The sequence below is a fragment of the Pseudonocardia lutea genome, assembly GCF_042658055.1.
In the GTDB taxonomy this organism is placed as follows: domain Bacteria; phylum Actinomycetota; class Actinomycetes; order Mycobacteriales; family Pseudonocardiaceae; genus Pseudonocardia; species Pseudonocardia lutea.
The window spans coordinates 1-23,026 of the sequence record NZ_JBHSQK010000033.1 but is presented as its reverse complement, the minus strand read 5'-3'; the positions used below and the strand labels follow the sequence as shown (position 1 = coordinate 23,026).

Genomic DNA, 23,026 nt, shown 5'->3' with positions numbered 1-23,026 from the left:
GACCGTCGACCGCAGCGCGGGCCGTCGGGGACCGCATCCGGGCGACCACCGGCGCCCTCAGCTCGCCGCGGGCGGCTCCGCGACCGGCTCCGGAGGGCCGGCGGGGGTGGGGGCGCTCGCGGGGTCGTAGGGCTCCGCGGGCGGCGTCTCCCCCCGCACCTTCCCCACCAGCTCGGTGACCGCGGACATGATCGCTGCGGTGGCACCGTCGAGGTTGGTCCTGGTCCGGGGCTTGCCGACGTAGGCGGACAGGTCGACGGGCGGGCCCGCCACCACGCTCACCCGCTTCCGCGGCCACAGCGACGGCCTCCCGTCGCGCGGCAGGAAGTCCTGCGTCCCCCAGTTCGCCAGCGGGATCACCGGCACCCCGGTCATCACCGCGATCCGCCCGATGCCGTTCTTGGCCTTCATCGGCCAGCCCGCCGGGTCGGCGGTGTAGGTGCCCTCCGGGTAGAACACGACGACCTCGCCGCGCTCGAGCGCCGCGACGGCCTCCTTGTAGGCGTCCGTGGCCCGCGCGGACTGCCGGTAGACCGGGATGTGGCCGCCCTTGCCGAGGACCGAGCGCACGATCGGGACCTCCCAGAGCTCCGACTTGGCCAGGAACCGCGGCATCCGCCGGTGCGAGATGACGAAGGCCGTGTCGAAGAGGGGGTCGGACGACGACACGTGGTTGGCCGCGATCAGCACCCCGCCGGTGCGCGGGATCCGCTCCCCGCCCGACCAGCCGAGCTTCGTGAAGAGCATGACGAACGGCCAGATCAACTCGATGGCCAGGCCGAACCAGAAGCCCGAGCCCCGACGTCGTCGGCGCAGGGTCAGCAGCACGCGCCGGCGGGCGGTCAGCGGCGGCGGCAGGTCCGGCGCGGCACTCGTCACGTCTCCTCCATCGATCGGCGGTCCCCCCGATCCTCGCCCACGGCGGGCGGGCGGCGCGGCCCGGGTCGGGCGATGATCCCCCGGTGTGACCTGTCCTCAGCACATCATGCGTCCGGTCCCGCCGGGACCGGGGAAACTACCGAGGTGAGGTGGACGTGCCCGAGAGCCTGCCCCGGCTGGAGCCGGTGGGACCGCGGCCCGCGCGGCCGGCCGCGCTGGTCGTCGTCGCGCACGGGGGCGGCGCCAACGCGACCACCTCCGCCGACCGGCGCGGACTGCCCTACTGGCGGATGGTCCCCTTCGCCCGCGCACTCGCGCGGACCGACGGGCTGGCCGTCCTCATGCTGCGCTACCGGCTGCGCGGCTGGAACGGCTCGGCGCGCGACGCCGCCCGGGACGCCGAGGAGATGCTCGCCGAGCTGCACCGCCGCCGTCCCGGTGTGCCGACGGCGCTCGTCGGGCACTCGATGGGCGGTCGCGCCGTGCTGCACGCCGCCGGGGCGCCCGACGTCCGGGCGGTCGCCGCGCTGGCCCCCTGGCTCGACGGCACCGACCCGGTCGACCAGCTCGCCGGCCGCAGCGTGCTGATCGCGCACGGCGACCGCGAGCGCACGACGGACCCCCGGGAGTCGCTGGCGTACGCCGTCCGCGCGCGCCGGGTCACCGACCGGGTCGCGCGGTTCGACGTCCTCGGCGACGGCCACGCGATGCTCCGCCGCGCGCGGGAGTGGCACGCCCTCGTGACCCGCTTCGTGCGCGGCGAGCTCGGGTTCGCACCGGAGGACCCGGCGATCGCGCACGCCATGCGCCGGCCCACCCCGGGTGGGCTCCAGGTTCCTCTGTCGGGGGTCCGCTGACCCGGCCGCGCCGATCAGCCCGGGGTGACCAGGCCGGGCAACCCGTCCAGGCTGACGTCGTTGCGGGTGCGGTGGTACTCCACCAGCTGCTCGGGCGACTTCTTCGCCAGGGCCTTGTCCAGGATCTGCCGCTCCTCGACCAGCTCCATGCGCGGCACCGCGAACCCGCACGAGTCGGACACGCGGGTGAGATCGACCGTGACGACCGAGCGGGCACCGTGCAACCGGCTCGTGCCGGCCTCCCCGAACTCCGCCACGGCCTCCTCGAACCCGGGCTCGCCGACGGCCACGACCCGCCCGGTGCCGTGCAACCGCACGATCGTCGGGCGGCCCTCGAACGCGCAGAACGTCAGGCAGATCCGGCCGTTCTCCCGCACGTGGGCCACGGTCTCGATGCCGCTGCCGGTGAGGTCGAGGTAGGCGACCGTGTGGGCGTCGAGGATGCGGAACGTGCCGCGCGTGCCCTTGGGCGAGACGTTCACCAGCCCGTCCCCGGCCAGCGGCGCCGTGCCGACGAAGAAGACCGGCTGCTGCTCCAGCCACTCCCAGAGCTTCGGCGTGATGCCGTCGTAGACCGTGCTCACGGATCGAGCGTAGGTCCTGCAGGTCCTCCGCTCACCAGGCTTTCCGGCCGATCTCGGCGAGCAGGCGGGTGTGCGCGTCGGCGCCGGGCGGCGGGGTGAGCGCCGGTCCGAACACCGTCCCGGCCTCGCGGACCTTCTCGGGCATCCTCTCCAGCACGGCCGCGATCCGCGGGAACTCGTCCTCCGGGACGGTGACGTCGAGGCCCGCGGCCCGGCCCAGGTCCCAGCGGTGCACGACGAGGTCGAGGGTCACGAAGCCGTCGACCGACCCCTCGAAGGTCTGGGTGCCGAACATGCCCTCGTAGGTCGCGCCGGCCCGCTCCGGGTCCTCGAGGTCGGCCTGCACGATCTTCCTGACGTGCGCGAACGCCTCGGCGTGTCCCTCGGGGCCGGGTTCGGGGGTGCGGCCCACCAGGCCCAGGAACATCCGGTGGACCTCGACGACGTGCGACACGACGTCCGCCGCGGTCCACCCCTCGCACGGCGACGGCGCGGACCACCGGTCCGCCGGGACGGCGGCGATCGTGGCGGCGAAGGCGTCGGCGTGCCGGGCGTAGCGCTCCGAGATCTCCGTCATGGGCCCAGCGTGGCAGTGCGCCGGTCGCCGGGGTAGGAGAAACGCGTCAGGGCAGGGTGAGGATCTCGACGCCGTCGGCCGTGACGAGCACGGTGTGCTCGAACTGCGCGGTCTTCCTCCGGTCCTTGGTGACCACGGTCCAGCCGTCGTCCCAGATGTCGTAGTCGATCGTGCCGAGGGTGATCATCGGCTCGATCGTGAAGGTCATGCCGGGCTCGAGGACGGTGTGCACGTCGGGCTGGTCGTAGTGCAGCACCACCAGGCCGCTGTGGAAGGAGCGGCCGATGCCGTGCCCGGTGAAGTCGCGGACCACGCCGTAGCCGAACCGCCTGGCGTAGGACTCGATGACCCGGCCGACGACGTTGAGCTCGCGGCCCGGGCGCACCGCCCTGATGGCGCGCATGGTCGCCTCGTGGGTGCGCTCGACCAGGAGCCGGTCCTCCTCGGCGACGTCGCCGGCGAGGAAGGTGGCGTTCGTGTCGCCGTGCACGCCGCCGATGAAGGCGGTGACGTCGATGTTCACGATGTCGCCGTCGTCGATCACCGTGGTGTCGGGGATCCCGTGGCAGATGACCTCGTTCAGGCTGGTGCAGCAGGACTTCGGGAAGCCGCGGTAGCCCAGCGTCGAGGGGTAGGCGTCGTGGTCGACCAGGAACTCGTGGACCACCCGGTCGACCTCGTCCGTGGTGACGCCCGGCCGCACGGCCTCGCCGCCCGCCTGCAGCGCCTGCGCCGCGATCCGGCTCGCCACCCGCATCGCCTCGATGGTCTCCGGGGTCTGGACGTCCGAGTCCCGGTTCGGCGACGGCGCCTTCTTCCCGACGTACTCCGGCCGCGGGATGTGCGCGGGGACGTCACGGATCGGGGTCGGTGCGCCGGGAACGAGAACTGCGGTCACACCTCGACTGTAGCCCGGGGGCCCGGGTGCCTTCCGCTCACGGCGACGCAGGTCGCACCGGGGTCAGCGGACGGAGGTGCGGCGCCGGGAGAGGTGGGAGGTGAGCGCGGCGATCCCCCGCCAGCCCAGCAGGAACACCGCCAGCGAGACGGTGGCGACGATCGCGAAGCTCACGGGGAGCCGACCGGTGAACGCGGCGCGCAGGAGCAGACCGAGGACCGCGGTGCCGGCGAGGACCAACCCGCCCGCCCTGAACCCGACGGGGTGCGCCCGGACCCACGGCGTGGCCCACGCCGCGACCGTACCGACCAGGAACGGGGCCGCGGTGCCGAGCAGCCCGACGACGCTGCCCGCCTCCTCGTGGCTCGCGCGCCCGATCGCGGCGAACACCAGGACGGCGACGGCATCGGCGGCGAGGGCGAGGACGGGGATGCGGGGACGACGCACGGGTCGAGAGTACGCCCGTACTACGGGAGGCCGCCCTCGTGCCGGGGCGGCGCGTGCGATCACGACCCGCTGAGCCCCGCCAGGAAGCGCTGGGCGATGCCGACCGCCGGGCCGGAGGAGCCGCCGTCGACCACGAGCACTGCGAAGGCGAGGTCGCCGCGGTAGCCGACGAACCACCCGTGCGCCCGGTTCGTCCCGTTCTGGCTGTACTCGGCGGTGCCCGTCTTGCCGTACACCTCGCCGGACCCGCGCAGCGCGGTGGCGGTGCCCTCCGTGACGACCTGCCGCATCATCGGGCGCAGCTGCTCGAGCGCGGCGGGATCGGGGTTCGTCGCCGCGGTGACGGTCGCCGTGGGCCGGCCGCGGATCAGCTGCGGGACGACCGGGGCGCCGTGCGCGACCGTCGCCGCGACCAGGGCCATCCCGAAGGGGGTGGCGACGACCAGCCCCTGACCGAAGCCGTCCTCGGCCCGCTGGACCAGGTCCGCGGCCGGCGGGACGTTGCCGGTCACGGTGGTCAGCCCGGGCACGGTGTAGTCCGCCCCGAACCCGAGCTGCAGGCCGGCGGTGGGCAGCGCCTCGGGGGCGAGCTGCGAGGCGAGGGTCGCGAAGGTGGTGTTGCAGGACCGGGCGAAGGCCTGGCTCAGGGGCACCGTGCCCAGCACGAACTCGTCCTCGTTCGGCACCACGCGCCCGCCGAGGGACGTCGTGCCCGGGCAGGGTTCGGGCGTCGTGGCCGTGACGCCGAGGGTCTGCAGCGCGGCGTTCGCCGTCACGATCTTGAACGTGGAGCCCGGCGGGTACCGGCCGGTGAACGAGATCGCGCCGGCCTGGTCGGCGGGGCCGTTCTGGGCGGCGGCCAGGATGTCGCCGGTCGAGGGCTGGATCGCCACGATCGCGACCTGCTGCGACAGGGCGTCCGCGGCGTCCTCGGCGGCGGCCTGGATCGTGCGGTCCAGGCTGATCTGCGCCGTGGTGCCGGGCGTGACGAGCTGCTCGGTCAGTGTCTTCTGCGTGGCCCCGGTGCTGTCCACGGCATCGACCGACCAGCCGTTCGTGCCGTTGACCTGCGCGGCCACCTCGGTCCGCACGCCGGGCAGCACCTGGGAGGCGAAGTCGGCGTCGGGGGCCAGCAGCCGCGACGACGAGGTGAACCGCACGCCCGGCAGGTCGTAGATCTGCCCGCGGACGGTCTGGTAGTCGGCCTCGCGCAGCACGGCGACGGTGTAGGCCTGCCCGTCCGGCGTGCGGGCCGCGCCGTCCGTGATCGACTGCTGGGTGATCTCCCGGTCGATCGGGCCGAGGGCCCGGGCGAGCGTGCCCGTGACGGCGTTGAGATCCCCGGTCGCCTTGCGGTCCAGCAGGATCGTGACGACGGTCGTGGGCGCCAGCAGCGGGGTGCCGGTGCGGTCGGTGACCGGGGCCGGGTCGGGACTGGTCGTGCGCAGCGCGAGGGTCTGGCCGACCTGCAGGTCCGGGTGCACCGCGCCCGGCGCCCAGTGGATGCGCCAGCCGGTCTCCGTGTCCGGCGCGGGCTGCAGGTCGAGCTGCGTCAGATAGCTCCAGCGGCGGTCCTGCCCGAGGTCCCAGCTCACGTTCACGGACGCCGACGACCGCTCCCCCGCCGTGCGGACCTGCGCCACCTCGGCGGTGAGCGCGGCCGGCTTCAGCGCGGTGCGTACCGAGCCGAGCAGCTCGCGGGCGGCCCCGGCGTCGTCCGTCTGCGCGGCGGCCCCGGCGTCGTCGCCCCCGGTCCAGGCCCGGACGTAGGCGTCGACGGTGTCCTGCGGGCCGCTGTCGCCGAACAGGCCGCACCCGGCCGTCGCGAGCACCGTCACCAGGGCGAGCAGGAGGGCCGGGATCCGGGCGGGTCGGGGCACCGGACGAGTATGCAGGAGGATCCAGAACGCGATTTCCGAGGCCCGCCCCGGCATTGTGGTGCCACGACGCGCACAGAAACCCGCCGCAATCGCGTCGTGGCTCCCCACTGCACGGAGAACGGCGCCGAGGACGCGTCGTGGTTCCGCGACGCGCCGGGCGGCTAGAACAGGACCGTCGCGAAGCTCGCGACCTGCTGGAACCCGATCCGGTCGTAGGTGCGGCGGGCCGGCGCGTTGAAGCCGTTGACGTACAGGCTGGAGACCCGGCCCAACGCGGTGAGCCTGTCGACGACGGCGGCGGTGCCGAGCGTGCCCAGCCCCTCGCCGCGGCGCGCCGGGTGCACCCACACGCCCTGGATCTGCCCGACCCGCGCCGACATCGCGCCGATCTCGGCCTTGAACACGACCTCGCCGTTCTCGTCGAAGCGGGCGAACGCCCGGCCCGCGGAGATCAGTTCGGAGACCCGGGCGCGGTAGCCCGCGCCGCCGTCGCCGGCCCGGGGGTCGACCCCGACCTCCTCGGTGAACATCGCGATCGCGGCCGGCAGGTACCGGTCGATCTCCTCCGGCCGCACGGGGCGGACCTGCGGGTCCGGCGCGATCCGCGGCGGGCCGGAGAGCACCATCAGCGGCTGGTCGGCGCGCACCTCGCGGGCGGGTGCCCAGCTCGGCGCGAGCTCCTCCCACAGCGGCAGGACGAGCTCGGCCCGGCCGACGAGCGACGAGCAGGAGCGGCCGTGCCGGCGGGCGCGGTCGGCGAAGGCACGGATGGCCCCGCGCGGCCCGCGCAGCGGGACGAGGTTGGCGCCGGAGAAGCACAGGCCCTCGAGCCGCGAGCCCGAGGCCCAGATCTCGCCGCCGAGGCGCCAGGGGTCGAGGCCGGCGGCCTCCACGCGCGCCGCGACCATGCACGACGCCACCGGATCCGCCTCCAGGGCAGCGCGGACCGCCCCCCGGTCCCGATCATCGAGCAACCGAGCCCCGGCGACCCTCAGCACCCCTCTACGGTGCCACACGCGGGACGTGCTGCCTACGTCAGGATCACCGGCCCGATCACCGGCCCGGTCGCCGCCGCCCCGCAGGACGTTCATCCGGCGCTCACCCGACGGTCACCGACGGCTCGCCGGCGCCCTCCTCCATCGTCTCGGCGATCTTCATCGCCTCCTCGATCAGGGTCTCGACGATCGCGTGCTCCGGCACGGTCTTGATGACCTCGCCCTTGACGAAGATCTGGCCCTTGCCGTTGCCGGAGGCCACCCCGAGGTCGGCCTCGCGGGCCTCGCCCGGGCCGTTGACGACGCAGCCCATGACGGCGACGCGCAGCGGGACCTCCATACCGGTGAGCCCGGCGGTGACCTCGTCGGCCAGCTTGTAGACGTCGACCTGCGCACGCCCGCACGAGGGGCACGACACGATCTCGAGCCGGCGCGGCTTGAGGTTCAGCGACTCGAGGATCTGCCGGCCGACCTTGACCTCCTGGACCGGCGGCGCGGACAGCGACACCCGGATGGTGTCCCCGATGCCGCGCGAGAGCAGCGCGCCGAACGCCACCGCGGACTTGATCGTGCCCTGGAACTCCGGGCCCGCCTCGGTGACGCCGAGGTGCAGCGGGTAGTCGCACTGCTCGGCCAGCAGCTCGTAGGCCCGGACCATGACGACCGGGTCGTTGTGCTTGACCGAGATCTTGATGTCGTGGAAGTCGTGCTCGGCGAACAGGCTCGCCTCCCACATCGCCGACTCGGCGAGCGCCTCCGGGGTGGCCTTGCCGTACTTCTGCAGCAGCCGCTTGTCCAGCGAGCCGGCGTTGACGCCGATCCGGATCGGGGTGCCGTGGTCCCGCGCGGCCTGCGCGATCTCCTTGACCTGGTCGTCGAACTTGCGGATGTTGCCCGGGTTGACGCGCACGGCCGCGCAGCCGGCCTCGATCGCGGCGAAGACGTACTTCGGCTGGAAGTGGATGTCGGCGATGACCGGGATCTGCGCCTTGCGCGCGATCGCGGGCAGCGCGTCGGCGTCGTCCTGGCTCGGGCAGGCGACGCGCACGATGTCGCAGCCCGCGGCGGTGAGCTCTGCGATCTGCTGCAGGGTGGAGTTGACGTCGGCGGTGAGGGTGGTGGTCATCGACTGCACCGAGATGGGGTGCGCGCTGCCGACCCCGACGGACCCGACCATCAGCTGCCGCGTCGGTCGGCGCGGCGCCAGGGTGGGAGCGGGTGTCGAGGGCATGCCCAGGGAGACGCTCACGATCCCCAGTATGCGCCTGTTCGGCCGCCCGGATCGTGTGACCCGGGTCCGTCAGGTGCGGCCCTTGTTCTCCTGCGCGTCCTGCAGGGTCGACGAGTGCGGCAGCCAGGTGGCCAGCTCGACCGGCCAGCCGTCCGCCTCCAGCACCCGGACGACGGCGGGGTCGTCGTCGATCACGGAGGCGATCTCGCGCCGGTCCGCGAGCAGGCGCAGCACCTCGCGCTTCATCATGCGGGCCGGCCGGTAGTCGTCGTCCTCCCGCATGAACAGCGGGCCCGTCGGCAGGCCGTGCTCGGCGAGCCAGCGCTCGGTGAGCCGCCGGTTCCGCTCGGGCCGCCCGGTGAGGTAGACGACGTCGTGGTCGGACTGGGCGGACCGCAGCCGCTCCGCGCCCTCCTCCAGCAGCGGGTCGACGTCCGCCGCCGCGAAGAACCGCTCCCAGCGCTGCGGCCGGGCGCGCAGGTGGTGCAGCCGGTGGGTGACGTCGGCCAGGACGCCGTCGATGTCGAAGACGGCCAGGGGCCGGCCGTAGAGGTGTGCGCCGGAGGCGCGGTCGGCGCGGGGGCGGGCTCCGTTCCGGGTCACGGCACGATCACCGGTCCAGTATCGCCGGTGATCGGCGTCTCGGCTCACCCGACCGGCCCGTCCGGCCCGCCCGGCTCGACCCGGCTCGGCTCGGCTCAGCTCAGCCGGACGGGGTTGATGATGTCGGCCACGAACACCAGCGCGCTCCAGCCGATGAAGATCAGCGCGACCGTCATCGCCACCGGCATGAGCTTGGCCGCGTCGACCGGGCCCGGGTCCGGCTTGCCGCGCAGCATCGCGAACCGCCGCCGGATGGCCTCCCAGATGGCCGGGAAGATCTGGCCGCCGTCGAGCGGCGGGATCGGCAGCAGGTTGAACAGGAACAGCGAGACGTTGACCAGCGCGAGCAGCGACAGGAAGGCCGAGATCTCCTGGCCCGGCGGGGCGTCGCTGGCCAGGATCTGCCCGCCGATCCGGGAGGCGCCCACGATCCCGACCGGCGAGTCCTGGTCGCGATGTTCGCCCAGGAACACCGAGCCGAACAGGTTGGGCACCCGCTGCGGCATCTCGACGAGCTTCTGCCCCACCTGCGAGACGATGTCCACCATCGTGGTGCCGACCGCGCCGATGCCCTGGCGCTGGATCTCGCGCAACGGCGACAGGCCGAGGAAGCTGCCCTGCTCGGTCTTCTCCGGGTCGTCGAGGTCCGGCAGCTCGGTGGTGATCAGCGTGGGGGTGAGCGTGACCTGCTGCCCGCCCCGGTCGACGACGACGGTCACGGTCCCGCCGGCCTGCCGGATGGCGGCCTGCAGGTCCTCCCACCTCTCGTACGTCCGCCCGTTGAACGACACGATCCGGTCGCCCGCCCGGAAGCCCGCGGCGGCGGCCGGGGTCGGCGGCGCGTCGGGCGGGCAGGTGTCGGTCCGGGTGGCCGTGGCGGGCAGCACGCACTGGCTGACCGTGCTCACGGTGAGCGTGGAGGTCATCTGCCCGAAGCCCATGAGCACGATCGCGAACAGCACGACCGCGAGGACCAGGTTCATCAGCGGCCCGGCGGCCATGACGATGATCCGCTTCCACGGGCGGCGGGTGTAGAACTGCCGGTCCGCGTCCTCGGGCCCGACGTCGGCCAGGGAGGCCTGCCGCGCGTCGTCGATCAGGCCCTGGAACGGCCCGGTGCGCCGGCTGCGCCCGTAGGCCTCGCCCTTGGCCGGCGGCAGCATCCCGATCATGCGGATGTAGCCGCCGAGCGGGACGGCCTTCACGCCGAACTCGGTCTCGCCGACCTTGCGCGACCAGACGGTCCGGCCGAACCCGACGAAGAATTCGGGGACCTTGATCCCGAACCACTTGGCCGTGGCGAAGTGGCCGAGCTCGTGCCAGGCCACCGAGAACAGGATGCCGAGGAAGAAGACGACGATCCCGACGATCGTCCACACAACTGTCACAGCACCCGCTCCTGTGCGTGGGCCCGCGCCCACTCCTCCGCCGCCAGGACGTCCGCCACGGTAGCCGGGTCGCCGGACCAGGCGTCGGCGGCCGCCAGCACGCGCTCCAGCTCGTCCGTGACGGCCGGGTAGCCGATCCGGCCGGCCACGAACGCGGCGACCAGCTCCTCGTTGGCCGCGTTGAACACCGCCGGCAGGCACCCGCCGGTCTCCCCCGCCGCCCGGGCCAGCCGCACACCCGGGAAGGCCTCGTGGTCCAGCGGCTCGAAGGTCCAGCTCTGCGGGGCCTCCCACGTGCACTGCGGGGCCGCGCCGGGCACCCGCTCCGGCCAGCCGAGCGCGAGCGCGATCGGCAGCCGCATGTCCGGCGGGCTGGCCTGCGCGATCGTGGCGCCGTCGGCGAAGGTGACCATGGAGTGCACGATCGACTGCGGGTGGACCACCACGTCGATGCGGTCGTAGGGCACGCCGAACAGCAGGTGCGCCTCGATCAGCTCCAGGCCCTTGTTGACGAGCGTGGCCGAGTTGATCGTGACGACCGGGCCCATGTCCCAGGTCGGGTGCTTGAGCGCGTCCTCGACCGACACGTGCTCGAGGTCGGCGCGCGGGCGGCCGCGGAAGGGCCCGCCCGACGCGGTGAGCACCAGCCGGGCGACCTCCTCGCGGCGGCCCCCGCGCAGGCACTGCGCGAGCGCGGAGTGCTCGGAGTCGACGGGCACGATCTGGCCGGGGGCGGCCGCGCCGAGCACCAGGGGCCCGCCGGCGACCAGCGACTCCTTGTTCGCCAGCGCGAGCACCGCGCCCGACCGCAGGGCCGCGAGCGTGGGCCCGAGACCACGCGATCCGGTGATGCCGTTGAGCACGACGTCGGCCGGGGTGGACTCCACGAGCTCGGCCGCCGCCGCGGGCCCGTCGAGCACCTCGACGCCCGGCACCTCCTCCCGCAGCCGCGCCGCCGCGGCGCGGTCGGCGACGGCGACCCGCCTCGCCCCGGTGGCCTCGACCTGGGACGCGAGCAGCCCGACGTCGCCGCCGCCCGCCGCGAGGCCGGCCACGGTGAAGCGCCCGGCGGCCTTCTCGACGACCTCCAGGGCCTGGGTCCCGATCGAGCCGGTCGAGCCCAGGACCAGCACCGACCGCGGGGGGTTCGCGTTCATCACCGCCCATCATCCCCGGCGCCGTGTTGTGCGACGATGAGGTTCGCACGACAGCGCTCCCGTACGGCGACACAGGAGGAACCCATGGCGAGCAGCTCCCGCGAGCTGGTGAAGGTCGACCCCGCGGACGAGCCCTCGGCCGAGTGGGGCTGGCACGGCACCTTCCCGAAGGCGATCCCGACGGCGGGCGTCGTCACCGCGATCCTGCTCTGCCTGATCCTGATCGGCCACCCCGCCAGCTGGACGGAGATCCTCTTCGCCGTCGTGCCCGCCGTGGTGATCCTGCTGGCCGTCGTCGTGGGCACCCTCCGCAAGCGCAACGACTGGCGGCGCTGAGCCACCGGGCCGCACCGGTGGCGGGTGACGCGGTCGAGCTGGAGGTCGGGGACCGCACGGTCCGGCTCTCCAGTCCCGACCGTGTGTACTTCGCCGCGCGCGGCGAGACCAAGCTGGACCTCGCCCGCTACTACATGGCCGTGGGGGACGGCATCGTGCGCTCCCTGCGCGAGCGGCCGTGCATGCTGCACCGCTTCCCCACCGGCACCGACGGCGAGAAGGTGCACCAGAAGCGGCTGCCCCGCGGCGCCCCGGACTGGGTGCGCACGGTGCGGGTGCACTTCCCCCGCTACAACCGGCACGCCGACGAGCTGTGCGTGACCCACGTCGCCGACGTCGTGTGGGCCGTGCAGATGTCCACCGTCGAGTTCCACCCGTGGAACTCGCGCGCGGCCGACACCGAGTCGCCCGACGAGTGGCGCATCGACCTCGACCCGATGCCCGACGCGTCGTACGCGGACGTCCGCCGGGTCGCGCACGTCGCCCACGAGGTGCTCGACGAGCTGGGCGCCACCGGCTACCCCAAGACGTCGGGCGGCAAGGGCCTCCACGTCTACGTGCGGATCCCACCGGAGCACGGGTTCGCCGAGGTGCGCCGGGCCGCGCACGCCTTCGCCCGGGAGGTGGAGCGGCGCTGCGCGATCGTCGACCTGAGCTGGTGGCGCAAGGACCGCGACCCCAGGTCGGTGTTCGTCGACTACAACCAGAACGCCCGCGACCACACCATCGCCTGCGCGTACTCGGTGCGCGGCACGCCGGAGGGCCGGGTGTCCACGCCGATCCGCTGGGACGAGATCGACTCGGCCGAGCCCGGCGACTTCACCCTCGCCACCGTCCCGGCGCGGTTCGCCGAGCTCGGCGACCTGCACGCCGGCATCGACGACGACGTCTTCCGGATCGAGCCGCTGCTGGAGTGGGCGGACCGGGACGCCCGGGACTCGGGCGAGGACGTGCCGGACCTCGACGAGCTGTGAGCAGCCGCCGGTCCTGACGTCCCGGGGCCGCGCTCAGAAGGCCGCGGCGCGCAGCCGCGCGAACTCCTCGGTGAGGGTGGCGCGCGACCAGTGGGCGTTGAGGCCGCTGGGGTTGGGCAGCACCCAGATCCGGGTGGCGCCGAGCGTGGGCTCCTGCGCCCCGACGACGGCGCCGCGGTCGGCGAAGGCCGTGCGGTACGCGCCGAGCCCCACGACGGCGAGCCAGGCCGGCCGCAGCCGCTCCACCAGCGCCCGCAGCACCCGGCCGCCCTCGACCAGCTCGGCGTCGGTCAGCTCGTCCGCCCGGGCAGTGGGCCGGGCGGCCATGTTCGTGATGCCCATCCCCCAGGCGGGCAGCAGCCCCTGCTCGTCCGGGCGCAGCAGCCGCGGGGTGAACCCGGCGGTGTGCAGGACCGGCCAGAAGCGGTTGCCGGGCCGGGCGAAGTGGTGGCCGGTGGCGGCCGAGACCAGGCCGGGGTTGATGCCGCAGAAGAGCACCCGCAGGGCGGGGTCGTCCGGGCCGGGCACGACGTCCGGGAGCAGGCGTTCGCGTGCGGCCTCGAGCTCGGCGGCGGTCGGCAGCGCCATGCGGCCATCATCGCCGCGCCCGGCGGGGCGCGCACCCGGACCGGGGCGGAAGGGCCCGTTCGGGCGGGTGGTGCCGCCGGGACGTCAGGACAGGTTGCGGGCCATCCGCCGCAGCACGGCGAGGGTGACCCGGTACTCCTCGTCGCTCACGCCCTCGGTGATCCGCGCGCGGGAGTCACGCACCGCGACGACCAGCCGGCCGCGGGCGGCGGCGCCGGCCGGGGTGAGCGTGAGGTGCCCCGCGACCTCCTGCACCCAGCCCTTGGCGCGCAGCTGGTCGAGGACCATGCGGAGCTCCGGCCCGGTGCCGCGGAACGGGGCGAGCGAGGAGTTCAGCGCGGCGAGGGTGTCGGCGCCACCGGCGATCGCGTTGAGCGTCTGCCAGTGCCGGCGGCCGATCCCCTCGCCGGCCAGGGTGCGGTCGAGCGCGGACTCGATCAGTCGGTCGACGTGTTTGAGCCACCAGCCGATCGGCTTGTCGGCCGAGTGGTCGCAGCCGGGCCCGTGCACGTGTCCGGGCCGGTCGTGGGCGGTGTCCACGTGATCAGGATGCCCCTTGCGCGGCCCCGTGACCAGCGGTGACGGGCGTCAGCCGCTCGCCAGCACCGCCGCGAGGTCGAAGGAGACGGGCCGCTCGAGCTGCGCGTAGGTGCACGACTCCGGCACCCGGTCCGGGCGCCAGCGGACGAACTGCGCGGTGTGCCGGAAGCGGGCGCCCTCCATGTAGTCGTAGCGCACCTCGACGACCCGTTCGGGCCGCAGCGGGACGAAGGACAGGTCCTTGCCCGCGTTCCACCGGCTCTGCTCGTTCTTGCGCGGCGTCCGCTCGCCCTCCAGGTGCGCCGCCCAGTTCCACGGGTGCCCCTCGAAGTCCGTGACCAGCGGCTGCAGCTCGGTGAACAGCTCCCGCCGGGTCGCCATCGGGAACGCCCCGACCACGCCGACCGACGCGAGCACGCCCCGGTCGTCGAACAGCCCGAGCAGCAGCGAGCCGATCGCGTCGGGCCCGGACTTGTGCACCCGGTAGCCGGCGACCACGCAGTCGCAGGTGCGCTCGTGCTTGATCTTGGCCATCACCCGCTTGTCCGGCTGGTAGGTCAGGTCGGGCTCCTTCGCGATCAGCCCGTCGAGCCCCGCGCCCTCGAACTGCTCGAACCAGCGGCGGGCCTCCTCGGTGTCGCGGGTCAGCGGGGTGAGGTGGATCGGCGGCTGCGCCTTCGCCAGCACCTCCTCCAGCCGGGCGCGGCGCGTCGCGAAGGGCTGCTCCGTGAGGTCCTCGTCCCCGACGGCGAGCAGGTCGAAGGCCACGAAGCTGGCCGGCGTCTGCTCCGCCAGCAGCGTGACCCGGCTCGCCGCGGGGTGGATGCGCTGCTGCAGGGCCTCGAAGTCGAGGGTGTTGCGCGTGGTGTCGGCCACCACGATCTCGCCGTCGACCACCGCCCGCTCCGGGAAGTTGGCCAGCACCGCCTCGACCACCTCGGGGAAGTACCGCGTCATCGGCTTCTCGTTGCGGCTGCCGATCTCCACCTCCGCGCCGTCCCGGAAGACGATCGACCGGAAGCCGTCCCACTTCGGCTCGTAGAGCCGGCCGGGCGGGATGTCCTTGACGGGCTTGGCCAGCATCGGCGCGACGGGCGGCATCACGGGGAGGTCCACGTCGCACAGTGTGTCCTGCGACGGCGGCCGGGGCGAGTGCACTCCTCCGCGGGCGGGACGCGTACTCGCAGCTCACCCGGCGTCGTGAGTGGCCGCGCCCCTCCGGCGACAGTGGCCGCTCACGGGCAGCCGCAGGAGTTCCGCTGGACGAACCTCGGGGCCAGCCGGGTGGTGACGGGTTCGGCGGTGGGATCGGCCATGCGGCGCAGCAGCAGCCGCACCGCCTCCCGGCCGATCGCGGCGAAGGGCTGCGCGACGACCGTCAGGCGGGGGGCGAAGAGGTCTGCCCAGGGGAAGTCGTCGAAGCAGGCCAGCGCGACGTCCCGCGGCACGTCCACCCCCGCCTCGCGGAAGGCCTGCATCGCGCCGATCGTCATCGAGTTGTTCCCGGTGATCACCGCGGTCGGCGGGCGGGCGGTGGCGAGCAGGGCGTGCACGGCGACCCGGGCGGGCTCCTCGGCCGAGTGCCCGTCGACCAGCAGGCGCGGGTCCTCCGCGAGCCCCGCGCGGCGCAGGCCGAGGCGGTAGCCCTCGACGCGCTCGACCGTCGTCCGCAATCCGGGCTGCCCGGCGACGAGCGCGACCCGGGTGTGCCCGTGCCCGGCGAGGTGGGCGACCAGCCCGGCGACCGCCTCGACGTTCTCGCTGCCGACCTGGTCCATCCGGTCGTCGATCAGCCGGTCGACCAGGACCGTGGGTACCCCGCGCGCCGTCAGGTACTTCAGCGCCTCCGCCGGCCGCGCCGAGGGCGCGAACAGCACCCCGTCGACCCGCCGGCCGTGCAGCCGCCGGATCACCGTGTCCTCGTAGTCCGGGTCCTCGTGCGGGTCGACGAGCAGCAGCGTGTAGCCGTGCCGGGCGGCCTCGGCCTCGATCGCGTGGATCAGCTCGCCGAGGAACGGGTTGGAGATCGCGGACAGCGCCAGGCCGATCGTGGTGGTGCGGGCCGTGGCGAGCGACTGCGCGACGGTGTTGGGGGTGTAGTCGGCGGTCCGGACGGCCTCCAGGACCAGGGCCCGGGTCTCGGGGCGCACGGCACGGGTGCCGTTCAGCACGTGCGACACCGTCGCGACGGACACCCCGGCCAGCCGCGCCACGTCGGCCATCGTCGCCACGCGCACCTCCCCGCTCGGACCGGCCCCCGGGGCCCGGCCGGGGGTCCGGGCCGCGCCGACGCGCACGTGAGCCGCGTCACCGGAACAAGGAAACCACACGACGTAAGCGCTTGCGCAAGCGCTTAACTTCCCGTTACCGTCGTCTCGGCGTGACATGGGACACGTCCACCGCGGGGCCTGCACAACGCGGAGCCCGCGACGACGGTCGGTCCACCGTGGGCCACCGGACGGCCGGGACCGTCCGCCGCGGCGGGTCGACGACGGCGACCGATCAGGAGGGCACCGTGGCCCCACCGCACAGGAGATCCGACCGACCGCCCCGTCGCACCCCGGGCCGTCTCCGGCTCGCCCGGTCGGGGCCCCTCGCGCTGCTCGCCGCCCTGGCGCTCGCCCTCCCGGGCTGCGCCGGCGCGGGCGACCTCGGCGGCGGGGGCGCGGACCAGCGCACGATCACCATCGCGATCGTGTCCAACCCGCAGATGAAGGACGCGATCCAGCTGTCCCCGCAGTTCGAGCAGCAGAACCCGGGTATCCGGCTCAAGTTCGTGAGCCTGTCGGAGAACGAGGCCCGCGCCAAGATCACGGCGTCCGTCGCCACCGGCGGTGGCGAGTTCGACGCGGTGATGATCTCGAACTACGAGACGCCGCAGTGGGCCGCGAACGGCTGGCTCGTCGACCTCGACCCGCTGATGGCCCGCACCCCGGGCTACGACGAGGACGACTTCATCCCCGCCGTGCGGCAGGCGCTGTCCGGACCGGACGGGCACATGTACTCCGTGCCGTTCTACGGCGAGTCGTCCTTCCTCATGTACCGCAAGGACCTGTTCGAGCAGGCCGGGATCACGATGCCGGCCCGACCGACCTGGCAGGAGGTCGCCGCCGCCGCGCAGAAGCTCGACGACCCGGAGACCGGCATGTCGGGGATCTGCCTGCGCGGCAAGCCCGGCTGGGGCGAGGTCATGGCGCCGTTCGACACGGTGGCCAACACCTTCGGCGCCCGCTGGTACGACCCGCAGTGGAACGCCCAGCTCACCTCGCCGCAGTTCCGCCAGGCCGCGAACTTCTACGTCGACCTGGTCCGCCGGTACGGCGAGCCGGGCGCGGCGACCAGCGGGTTCAGCGAGTGCGGCACGCAGTTCAGCCAGGGCAACGCGGCGATGTGGTACGACGCGACGGTCGCGGCCGGCATCGTCGAGAACCCGGACGAGAGCCGGGTCGCCGGCAAGGTCGGCTACGCACCTGCGCCGATCGTGCAGAAGCCCGACTCCGGCTGGCTCTACGCCTGGTCGCTCGCCATCCCGAAGACCTCGGACGAGAAGGGCAGCACCGAGGACACCTGGAAGTTCCTCTCCTGGATGACGAGCAAGGAGTACGGCCCGATGGTCGGGCAGCAGCTCGGGTGGGAGCACGTGCCGCCCGGCGCCCGGCAGTCGACCTACCGGATCCCGGAGTACGTCGAGGCGTCGAAGGCCTACGCCCAGCAGACGCTCGACTCCATCGCGGCGGCCGACCAGAAGAACCCGACCGTCGAGCCGGTGCCCTACACCGGCGTGCAGTTCCTCGCGATCCCCGAGTTCCAGGACCTCGGGACGCGGGTCAGCCAGCAGCTGTCGGCGGCCATCGCCGGTCAGCAGACGACCGACCAGGCGCTGGACCAGGCCCAGGTCTACGCCGAGACCGTCGGCGAGTCCTACCAGCGACAGGGGGCGGGATCGTGACCGGCCGACGTACTCGTTGCCGCGGAGGCCGCACCGGCTCCGCCCGGTTCACCCACGGCTACGGGAGCGGCGCCGGCCCCGCCGGGGCCGGGACCCCCGAGGAGGTGGAGTCATGACCGTCACGGCCGAGCGGCCCGCGGAGCTCACGCCCCGCCGGCCGGACCGCGGACCGGGATCGCGGGCCGACGGCTGGATCCGCCGCGCGCCGCTGCTGCCGGCGCTGGTCTTCACGATCATCGTCACGCAGCTGCCCTTCCTGTTCACCATCTACTACTCGCTGCAGTCCTGGAACCTCGTGCGGCCGGGGAGCCGGCAGTTCGTGGGCCTGGACAACTACGTCCTGGTGTTCACCGACAGCCAGTTCCGCCAGGTCGCGCTCAACACCGTCCTGCTCACCGCGGGCGCGGTGCTGTTCTCGCTGATCCTGGGGCTGCTGTTCGCCCTGCTCCTGGACCGGGCCTTCCTCGGCCGGGGGTTCGTCCGCACGCTGCTGATCACGCCGTTCCTCATCACGCCCGTCGCGGCGGCGCTGCTGTGGAAGACGGTCCTGTTCGACCCGACCTACGGCCTGATCAACTTCGTGCTCTCGCCCTTCGGGGCCGGGGAGACCGACTGGATCTCGAGCTTCCCGCTGACGTCGGTGATGATCGCCCTGGTCTGGCAGTGGACGCCGTTCATGATGCTGCTCATCCTCGCGGGCCTGCAGAGCCAGCCGCACGACGTGCTGGAGGCGGCCCGGGTGGACGGCGCGAGCACGTGGGGCGTGTTCCGCGAGGTGACGGTCCCGCACCTGCGCCGGTTCATCGAGCTGGGCATCGTGCTCGGCGCGATCTACCTCATCAACACCTTCGACGCCATCTACATGATGACCCAGGGCGGCCCGGGCACCGCCAGCGCGAACCTGCCCTTCTACATCTACCAGCGCGCGTTCCTGGGCTTCGACATCGGACAGTCCGCCGCGATGGGCGTGGTCGTCGTGATCGCCACGATCATCGTCGCCACCTTCGCCCTGCGGTTGATCTTCCGCAGCTTCTCCGGAGGGGAGGAGACGTGATGGCCGCCCCGACCACCGAACGCGCACCCTCGACGCGCACGGAGGAGCTCGCCCCCGTCAGGAAGGGCAAGGTGGGCGCCAGCCTGCTCACCGTGCTGGCCTGGATCGTCGGGATCGGCTTCTTCTTCCCCATCCTCTGGATGGTGCTCACGGCCTTCAAGCAGGAGGCCGACGCCTACACGAGCCCGCCGAAGCTGATCTTCTCGCCGACGCTCGACCAGTTCCGCGCGGTGTTCGACGCCGGCATCGGCCCGTACCTGCTCAACTCGCTGTTCGCCACGGTCGTCTCGACGATCCTGGTGCTGGCGCTGGCCACGCCCGCCGCGTTCGCGGTGTCGCTGCGCCCGGTGAAGAAGGTCCAGGACGTCCTGTTCTTCTTCATCTCCACGAAGATGCTGCCGGTCGTCGCGGCGATCGTCCCGATCTACGTCGTCGTCAACTACGTCGGGATGCTCGACAACATCTGGACCCTGATCATCCTCTACACGGCCATGAACCTGCCGATCGCCGTGTGGATGATGCGCTCGTTCTTCCAGGAGGTCCCCAGAGAGCTCCTGGAGGCGGCGAGCATGGACGGGGCGTCGACCGCGCGGTCGCTGCGCGAGGTCGTGCTCCCGGTCATCTCCCCCGGCATGGCGGCCACCGCGCTGATCTGCGTGATCTTCGCGTGGAACGAGTTCTTCTTCGCCGTCAACCTCACGGCCGCGCGGGCCGCCACGGTGCCGGTGTTCCTCGTCGGGTTCATCACCTCCGAGGGGCTGTACTTCGCCAAGCTGTGCGCCGCGGCCACCCTGGCCGCGCTGCCCGTCGTCATCGCCGGGTGGGTCGCGCAGAACAAGCTCGTCCAGGGCCTCTCCTTCGGAGCCGTGAAGTGATGGGGGCCGGCCAGAGGAAGGAGGCCCGTCGTGGCTGAAGTCGTGTTCGACCAGGCGTCCCGGATCTACACCGCCGGGGCCAAGCCCGCCGTCAACCGGCTGGACCTGGAGATCTCCGACGGCGAGTTCGTGGTCCTCGTGGGCCCGTCCGGTTCCGGCAAGTCCACCGCCCTGCGCATGCTCGCCGGCCTCGAGGAGATCGACGGCGGCGAGATCCGCATCGGCGGCCGGAACATGGTCGGGGTGCCGTCGCGGGACCGGGACATCGCCATGGTGTTCCAGAACTACGCGCTGTACCCGAACAAGACCGTCGGCGAGAACATGGCGTTCCCGCTGAAGATGCGGGGCGTGCCCAAGGAGGAGCGCACGCAGAAGGTGAAGGCGGCGGCCGAGATCCTCGGGCTCGCCGACTACCTGGACCGCAAGCCCCGGGCGTTGTCCGGCGGCCAGCGGCAGCGCGTCGCGATGGGGCGCGCGATCGTCCGGGAGCCGCAGGTCTTCCTCATGGACGAGCCGCTGTCGAACCTCGACGCGAAGATGCGGGTGTCCACCCGCACGGAGATCGCGGCGATGCAGCGCCGGCTCGGCGTCACCACCGTCTACGTCACCCACGACCAGGTCGAGGCCATGACGATGGGCGACCGGGTGGCGCTGCTCAAGGACGGCGAGCTGCAGCAGTTCGCCACGCCCGCGGAGCTCTACGACCAGCCGGCCAACGCGTTCGTGGCCGGGTTCATCGGCTCGCCCGCGATGAACCTGTTCACGCTGCCGGTGTCCGAGGAGGGCGTGCGGATCGGCTCGGCGGAGCTGCCGCTGCCGCGGTCGCTGCGGTCCCGGATCGCCGATGCCGGCCTGTCGACCGTCCAGCTCGGCATCCGCCCCGAGCAGTGGACGGTGGGGTCGGACGGGGCGACGTCCGGGGTGAAGGCCCAGGTCGACGTCGTCGAGGAGCTGGGGAGCGACGCCTTCCTCTACGCCCACCTCGACGACGGCGAGCAGACCCCGGTCGTCGTCCGGACGAGCGGGCGGTCCGGCGCGCGGCGCGGCGACCAGATCGCGCTCACCCCCACCAGCGAGGACCTGCACCTCTTCGACCCGTCCACCNCCGGGATCAGAGGCGTTCGCCGGTGGACGGGTCGAAGAGGTGCAGGTCCTCGCTGGTGGGGGTGGCGGCGAGCTGGCCGCAGGCGGCGTCGATCTCCTGGCCGCGGGTGTCGCGGACCGTGCAGGACACGCCGGCGGCCTGGACCCGGCGCACGAACTCGCGCTCGACGGGCTTGGGGCTCGCGTCCCAGCGGCTGCCCGGCGTCGGGTTGAGCGGGATGAGGTTCACGTGCACGCGCTTGGCGCCGATCCGCTGGCGCAGCAGCTTCCCGAGCAGGTCGGCACGCCAGGGCTGGTCGTTGACGTCCCGGATCAGGGCGTACTCGATGCTGATCCGGCGGCCGGTCGTCTGCGCGTAGCGACGCCCCGCGTCGAGCACCTCGGCGACCTTCCACCGGTTGTTGACGGGCACGAGGGTGTCGCGCAGCTCGTCGTCCGGTGTGTGCAGGGAGATCGCCAGGGTGACCGGCAGCCCCTCCTGCCCGAGCCTGTCGATCGCCGGGACGAGCCCCACGGTGGACACGGTGACCCCACGCGGGGAGATGCCCAGGCCGTTCGGGGCGGGCTCGGTGATCCGGCGCAGCGCGGCGACGACCCGCTTGTAGTTCGCCAGCGGCTCGCCCATGCCCATGAACACGATGTTGGAGAGCCGCCGCGGCTCGCCCAGCGCGCCCTCCTGCGCCTTGCGCGCGGCCTGCCGCACCTGGTCCACGATCTCGCCCGTGGACAGGTTGCGTTGCAGCCCGCCCTGGCCGGTGGCGCAGAAGGGGCACGCCATGCCGCAGCCCGCCTGGCTGGAGATGCAGACCGTCGTGCGGTCGGGGTAGCCCATCAGGACGGACTCGGCCAGCGTGCCGTCGTGGCCGCGCCAGAGGGTCTTGCGGGTCTGCCCGTCGTCGCAGACCTGCTCGGTGACGGTCTCGACCAGCGGCGGCAGCAGCGCGCCGAGCTGTGCGCGGGCCGCGGCCGGGAGGTCGGTCATCTCGTCGAGGTCGGCGGTGAGCCTGCCGAAGTAGTGCCGGGCCAGCTGGTCGGCCCGGAAGGCGGGCAGACCGAGCTCCGTCACGGCCGCCTTGCGGTCGGCGGGATCGAGGTCGGCGAGGTGACGGGGCGGGGTCGCGCGCCTGGGCGCGTCGAAGACCAGGGGCAGGGATGTCGACATGGCCCTTCCAGTGTGCCACCCGCATCCGGCGGGCCGGGCCGGCCGTGACGGGCGCCGCTGCTCGGGCGCGCAGCCCCCGGTGCCCGGGCCCGCCGCGTCAGCGCCCGACGCGCTCGCGCAGCTCCCCGACCAGCCCGATCCGGCGCATCCCGGAGAGCCACAGCACCACGGCGCCGCCGATCCCGACGACGCCGAGCGGCAGGGCCGCGCCCCCGCTGTTCAGCGCGAGCAGCGACCCGACGGCACCGAGCACCACCAGCACGCCGCCGACGGCGACGAAGGACCGCTCGCCGAGCAGCGTGGACAGCGCGCACAGCCCCGCTCCGACGGCCACCGCCCCGGCCGGGACGGTCAGCTCGCCCCAGCCCTGCCCGATCAACGGCAACCCGACCCCCAGCACGATCAGCACCACGCCGACGACCACCACGAGCCGCAGCACGCGCGCCCGCAGCCCCCGGTCCAGCCGCGCGCCGAGGCCCTGGCGCCGCCGGACGGTGGTGAACAGCCAGCCCGTGACCAGCAGGCCCGCCGCCATGACCAGGGTCCCGCCGCCCGCGCCGAAGCCGAGCGAGCCGGCGACCCAGCCCGCGCCGCCCAGCAGGATCTCCAGCTGCGGCAGCGGGATGCCGGAGACGGCACGCACGGTTCGGCTCATGCCGCCACGGTAGCGAGGCCGTCACCCGGCCGGGGCGCGGCCCGACCGGCGCGACCACTCGGCGTTCCGCACAGCGTGCTCTCAGCGGGGTCGTGCCAGGGTGTCGGACACCACCACGATGCTGGCCGATCCCCCGGAGGAGCCGACATGTCCGAGAAGCCCGACGCCACACCCGTCCCGAACGCGCCGACCGCCCCGACCGCCCGGACGTCCCCTGTGCTGACCCGGCGCGCCGCCGTCGCCGGTGCCGGTGGCGCCGCCGTCGGCATCGGGGTGCTGGCCGCCGGCTGTTC

The 23,026-nt window shown here is 73.5% G+C and carries 23 protein-coding genes and 1 pseudogene; 7 read left to right on the top strand and 17 right to left on the bottom strand.

The genetic code is table 11. The features are described from left to right. Positions 1 to 57 precede the first annotated feature (57 nt). Positions 58 to 879, bottom strand: coding sequence for a lysophospholipid acyltransferase family protein (locus tag ACFQH9_RS14625; RefSeq protein ID WP_379566618.1), 822 nt, complete (start codon positions 877 to 879; stop codon positions 58 to 60). A gap of 149 nt (positions 880 to 1,028) precedes the next feature. Between ACFQH9_RS14625 and ACFQH9_RS14620 the strand changes: the two genes are divergently transcribed. Then, complete coding sequence (locus tag ACFQH9_RS14620; RefSeq protein WP_379566617.1) at positions 1,029 to 1,736, top strand: alpha/beta hydrolase; 708 nt, start codon at positions 1,029 to 1,031, stop codon at positions 1,734 to 1,736. A 14-nt stretch (positions 1,737 to 1,750) separates the two neighbouring features. On the opposite strand, the gene ACFQH9_RS14615 is transcribed toward ACFQH9_RS14620, so the two are convergent. The 10 genes from ACFQH9_RS14615 to dxr all read right to left on the bottom strand — a co-directional run bounded on the left by ACFQH9_RS14615 (position 1,751) and on the right by dxr (position 11,496). Then, complete coding sequence (locus ACFQH9_RS14615; RefSeq protein ID WP_379566616.1) at positions 1,751 to 2,320, bottom strand: pyridoxamine 5'-phosphate oxidase family protein; 570 nt, start codon at positions 2,318 to 2,320, stop codon at positions 1,751 to 1,753. A 31-nt stretch (positions 2,321 to 2,351) separates the two neighbouring features. Further along, a complete protein-coding gene (locus tag ACFQH9_RS14610) occupies positions 2,352 to 2,897 on the bottom strand; it encodes a TIGR03086 family metal-binding protein (RefSeq protein ID WP_379566615.1) in 546 nt (181 codons plus the stop codon). Between the two features lie 46 nt (positions 2,898 to 2,943). Then, positions 2,944 to 3,795, bottom strand: coding sequence for a type I methionyl aminopeptidase (gene map / locus ACFQH9_RS14605; RefSeq protein ID WP_379566614.1), 852 nt, complete (start codon positions 3,793 to 3,795; stop codon positions 2,944 to 2,946). 63 nt (positions 3,796 to 3,858) lie between these two features. After that, complete coding sequence (locus tag ACFQH9_RS14600; protein ID WP_379566613.1) at positions 3,859 to 4,242, bottom strand: DUF3054 domain-containing protein; 384 nt, start codon at positions 4,240 to 4,242, stop codon at positions 3,859 to 3,861. 59 nt (positions 4,243 to 4,301) lie between these two features. After that, positions 4,302 to 6,122 carry a penicillin-binding transpeptidase domain-containing protein gene (locus tag ACFQH9_RS14595; protein ID WP_379566612.1) on the bottom strand — a complete coding sequence of 607 codons (1,821 nt, stop codon included), beginning with the start codon at positions 6,120 to 6,122 and terminating at the stop codon, positions 4,302 to 4,304. 161 nt (positions 6,123 to 6,283) lie between these two features. Further along, on the bottom strand, positions 6,284 to 7,120 hold the full coding sequence (locus ACFQH9_RS14590) for a GNAT family N-acetyltransferase (RefSeq protein WP_379566611.1): 837 nt from the start codon (positions 7,118 to 7,120) through the stop codon (positions 6,284 to 6,286). A 100-nt stretch (positions 7,121 to 7,220) separates the two neighbouring features. Then, the gene (gene ispG, locus ACFQH9_RS14585) at positions 7,221 to 8,366 is read right to left on the bottom strand and encodes a flavodoxin-dependent (E)-4-hydroxy-3-methylbut-2-enyl-diphosphate synthase (protein WP_379566610.1); all 1,146 of its coding nucleotides are present in this window, start codon (positions 8,364 to 8,366) and stop codon (positions 7,221 to 7,223) included. A 51-nt stretch (positions 8,367 to 8,417) separates the two neighbouring features. Continuing rightward, positions 8,418 to 8,951 (bottom strand): phosphatase domain-containing protein, encoded by a 534-nt coding sequence (locus ACFQH9_RS14580; protein WP_379566609.1) that lies wholly within the window; start codon positions 8,949 to 8,951, stop codon positions 8,418 to 8,420. 95 nt (positions 8,952 to 9,046) lie between these two features. Further along, positions 9,047 to 10,339 (bottom strand): M50 family metallopeptidase, encoded by a 1,293-nt coding sequence (locus ACFQH9_RS14575; RefSeq protein ID WP_379566608.1) that lies wholly within the window; start codon positions 10,337 to 10,339, stop codon positions 9,047 to 9,049. Continuing rightward, positions 10,336 to 11,496 carry a 1-deoxy-D-xylulose-5-phosphate reductoisomerase gene (gene dxr, locus ACFQH9_RS14570; RefSeq protein ID WP_379566607.1) on the bottom strand — a complete coding sequence of 387 codons (1,161 nt, stop codon included), beginning with the start codon at positions 11,494 to 11,496 and terminating at the stop codon, positions 10,336 to 10,338. Before dxr ends, ACFQH9_RS14575 begins: the two co-directional genes overlap by 4 nt. An 84-nt stretch (positions 11,497 to 11,580) precedes the next feature. Between dxr and ACFQH9_RS14565 the strand changes: the two genes are divergently transcribed. Both ACFQH9_RS14565 and ligD read left to right on the top strand, forming a co-directional pair. After that, a complete protein-coding gene (locus ACFQH9_RS14565) occupies positions 11,581 to 11,832 on the top strand; it encodes a DUF2631 domain-containing protein (protein WP_379566606.1) in 252 nt (83 codons plus the stop codon). A gap of 17 nt (positions 11,833 to 11,849) precedes the next feature. Further along, positions 11,850 to 12,806 carry a non-homologous end-joining DNA ligase gene (gene ligD, locus ACFQH9_RS14560; protein WP_379566605.1) on the top strand — a complete coding sequence of 319 codons (957 nt, stop codon included), beginning with the start codon at positions 11,850 to 11,852 and terminating at the stop codon, positions 12,804 to 12,806. Between the two features lie 33 nt (positions 12,807 to 12,839). On the opposite strand, the gene mug is transcribed toward ligD, so the two are convergent. From mug to ACFQH9_RS14540, 4 genes are all read right to left on the bottom strand, one after another. Beyond that, positions 12,840 to 13,394: a G/U mismatch-specific DNA glycosylase gene (gene mug / locus ACFQH9_RS14555; RefSeq protein ID WP_379566604.1), complete on the bottom strand. Its 555-nt coding sequence runs from the start codon at positions 13,392 to 13,394 to the stop codon at positions 12,840 to 12,842. 84 nt (positions 13,395 to 13,478) lie between these two features. Beyond that, on the bottom strand, positions 13,479 to 13,934 hold the full coding sequence (locus ACFQH9_RS14550) for a MarR family winged helix-turn-helix transcriptional regulator (RefSeq protein WP_379566603.1): 456 nt from the start codon (positions 13,932 to 13,934) through the stop codon (positions 13,479 to 13,481). A 48-nt stretch (positions 13,935 to 13,982) separates the two neighbouring features. Beyond that, positions 13,983 to 15,050 carry an ATP-dependent DNA ligase gene (locus ACFQH9_RS14545; RefSeq protein ID WP_379566602.1) on the bottom strand — a complete coding sequence of 356 codons (1,068 nt, stop codon included), beginning with the start codon at positions 15,048 to 15,050 and terminating at the stop codon, positions 13,983 to 13,985. A 119-nt stretch (positions 15,051 to 15,169) separates the two neighbouring features. Next, positions 15,170 to 16,156 (bottom strand): LacI family DNA-binding transcriptional regulator, encoded by a 987-nt coding sequence (locus tag ACFQH9_RS14540; RefSeq protein ID WP_379566651.1) that lies wholly within the window; start codon positions 16,154 to 16,156, stop codon positions 15,170 to 15,172. A gap of 377 nt (positions 16,157 to 16,533) precedes the next feature. Here ACFQH9_RS14540 and ACFQH9_RS14535 point away from each other — a divergent pair, with 377 nt between their 5' ends. From ACFQH9_RS14535 to ACFQH9_RS14520, 4 genes and pseudogenes are all read left to right on the top strand, one after another. After that, positions 16,534 to 17,883 (top strand): ABC transporter substrate-binding protein, encoded by a 1,350-nt coding sequence (locus ACFQH9_RS14535; RefSeq protein WP_379566650.1) that lies wholly within the window; start codon positions 16,534 to 16,536, stop codon positions 17,881 to 17,883. Between the two features lie 112 nt (positions 17,884 to 17,995). Further along, positions 17,996 to 18,937: a carbohydrate ABC transporter permease gene (locus ACFQH9_RS14530; RefSeq protein WP_379566601.1), complete on the top strand. Its 942-nt coding sequence runs from the start codon at positions 17,996 to 17,998 to the stop codon at positions 18,935 to 18,937. Then, complete coding sequence (locus tag ACFQH9_RS14525) at positions 18,937 to 19,812, top strand: carbohydrate ABC transporter permease (RefSeq protein WP_379566600.1); 876 nt, start codon at positions 18,937 to 18,939, stop codon at positions 19,810 to 19,812. Before ACFQH9_RS14530 ends, ACFQH9_RS14525 begins: the two co-directional genes overlap by 1 nt. 30 nt (positions 19,813 to 19,842) lie before the next feature. Continuing rightward, positions 19,843 to 20,916, top strand: a pseudogene (locus ACFQH9_RS14520) (ABC transporter ATP-binding protein); the annotation flags it as partial. Between the two features lie 7 nt (positions 20,917 to 20,923). On the opposite strand, the gene rlmN reads toward ACFQH9_RS14520, so the two are convergent. Together rlmN and ACFQH9_RS14510 are read right to left on the bottom strand one after the other, a co-directional pair. Beyond that, positions 20,924 to 22,078 carry a dual-specificity RNA methyltransferase RlmN gene (gene rlmN, locus ACFQH9_RS14515; protein WP_379566599.1) on the bottom strand — a complete coding sequence of 385 codons (1,155 nt, stop codon included), beginning with the start codon at positions 22,076 to 22,078 and terminating at the stop codon, positions 20,924 to 20,926. Between the two features lie 97 nt (positions 22,079 to 22,175). Continuing rightward, a complete protein-coding gene (locus ACFQH9_RS14510; protein WP_379566597.1) occupies positions 22,176 to 22,733 on the bottom strand; it encodes a hypothetical protein in 558 nt (185 codons plus the stop codon). Positions 22,734 to 23,026: the final 293 nt, after the last annotated feature.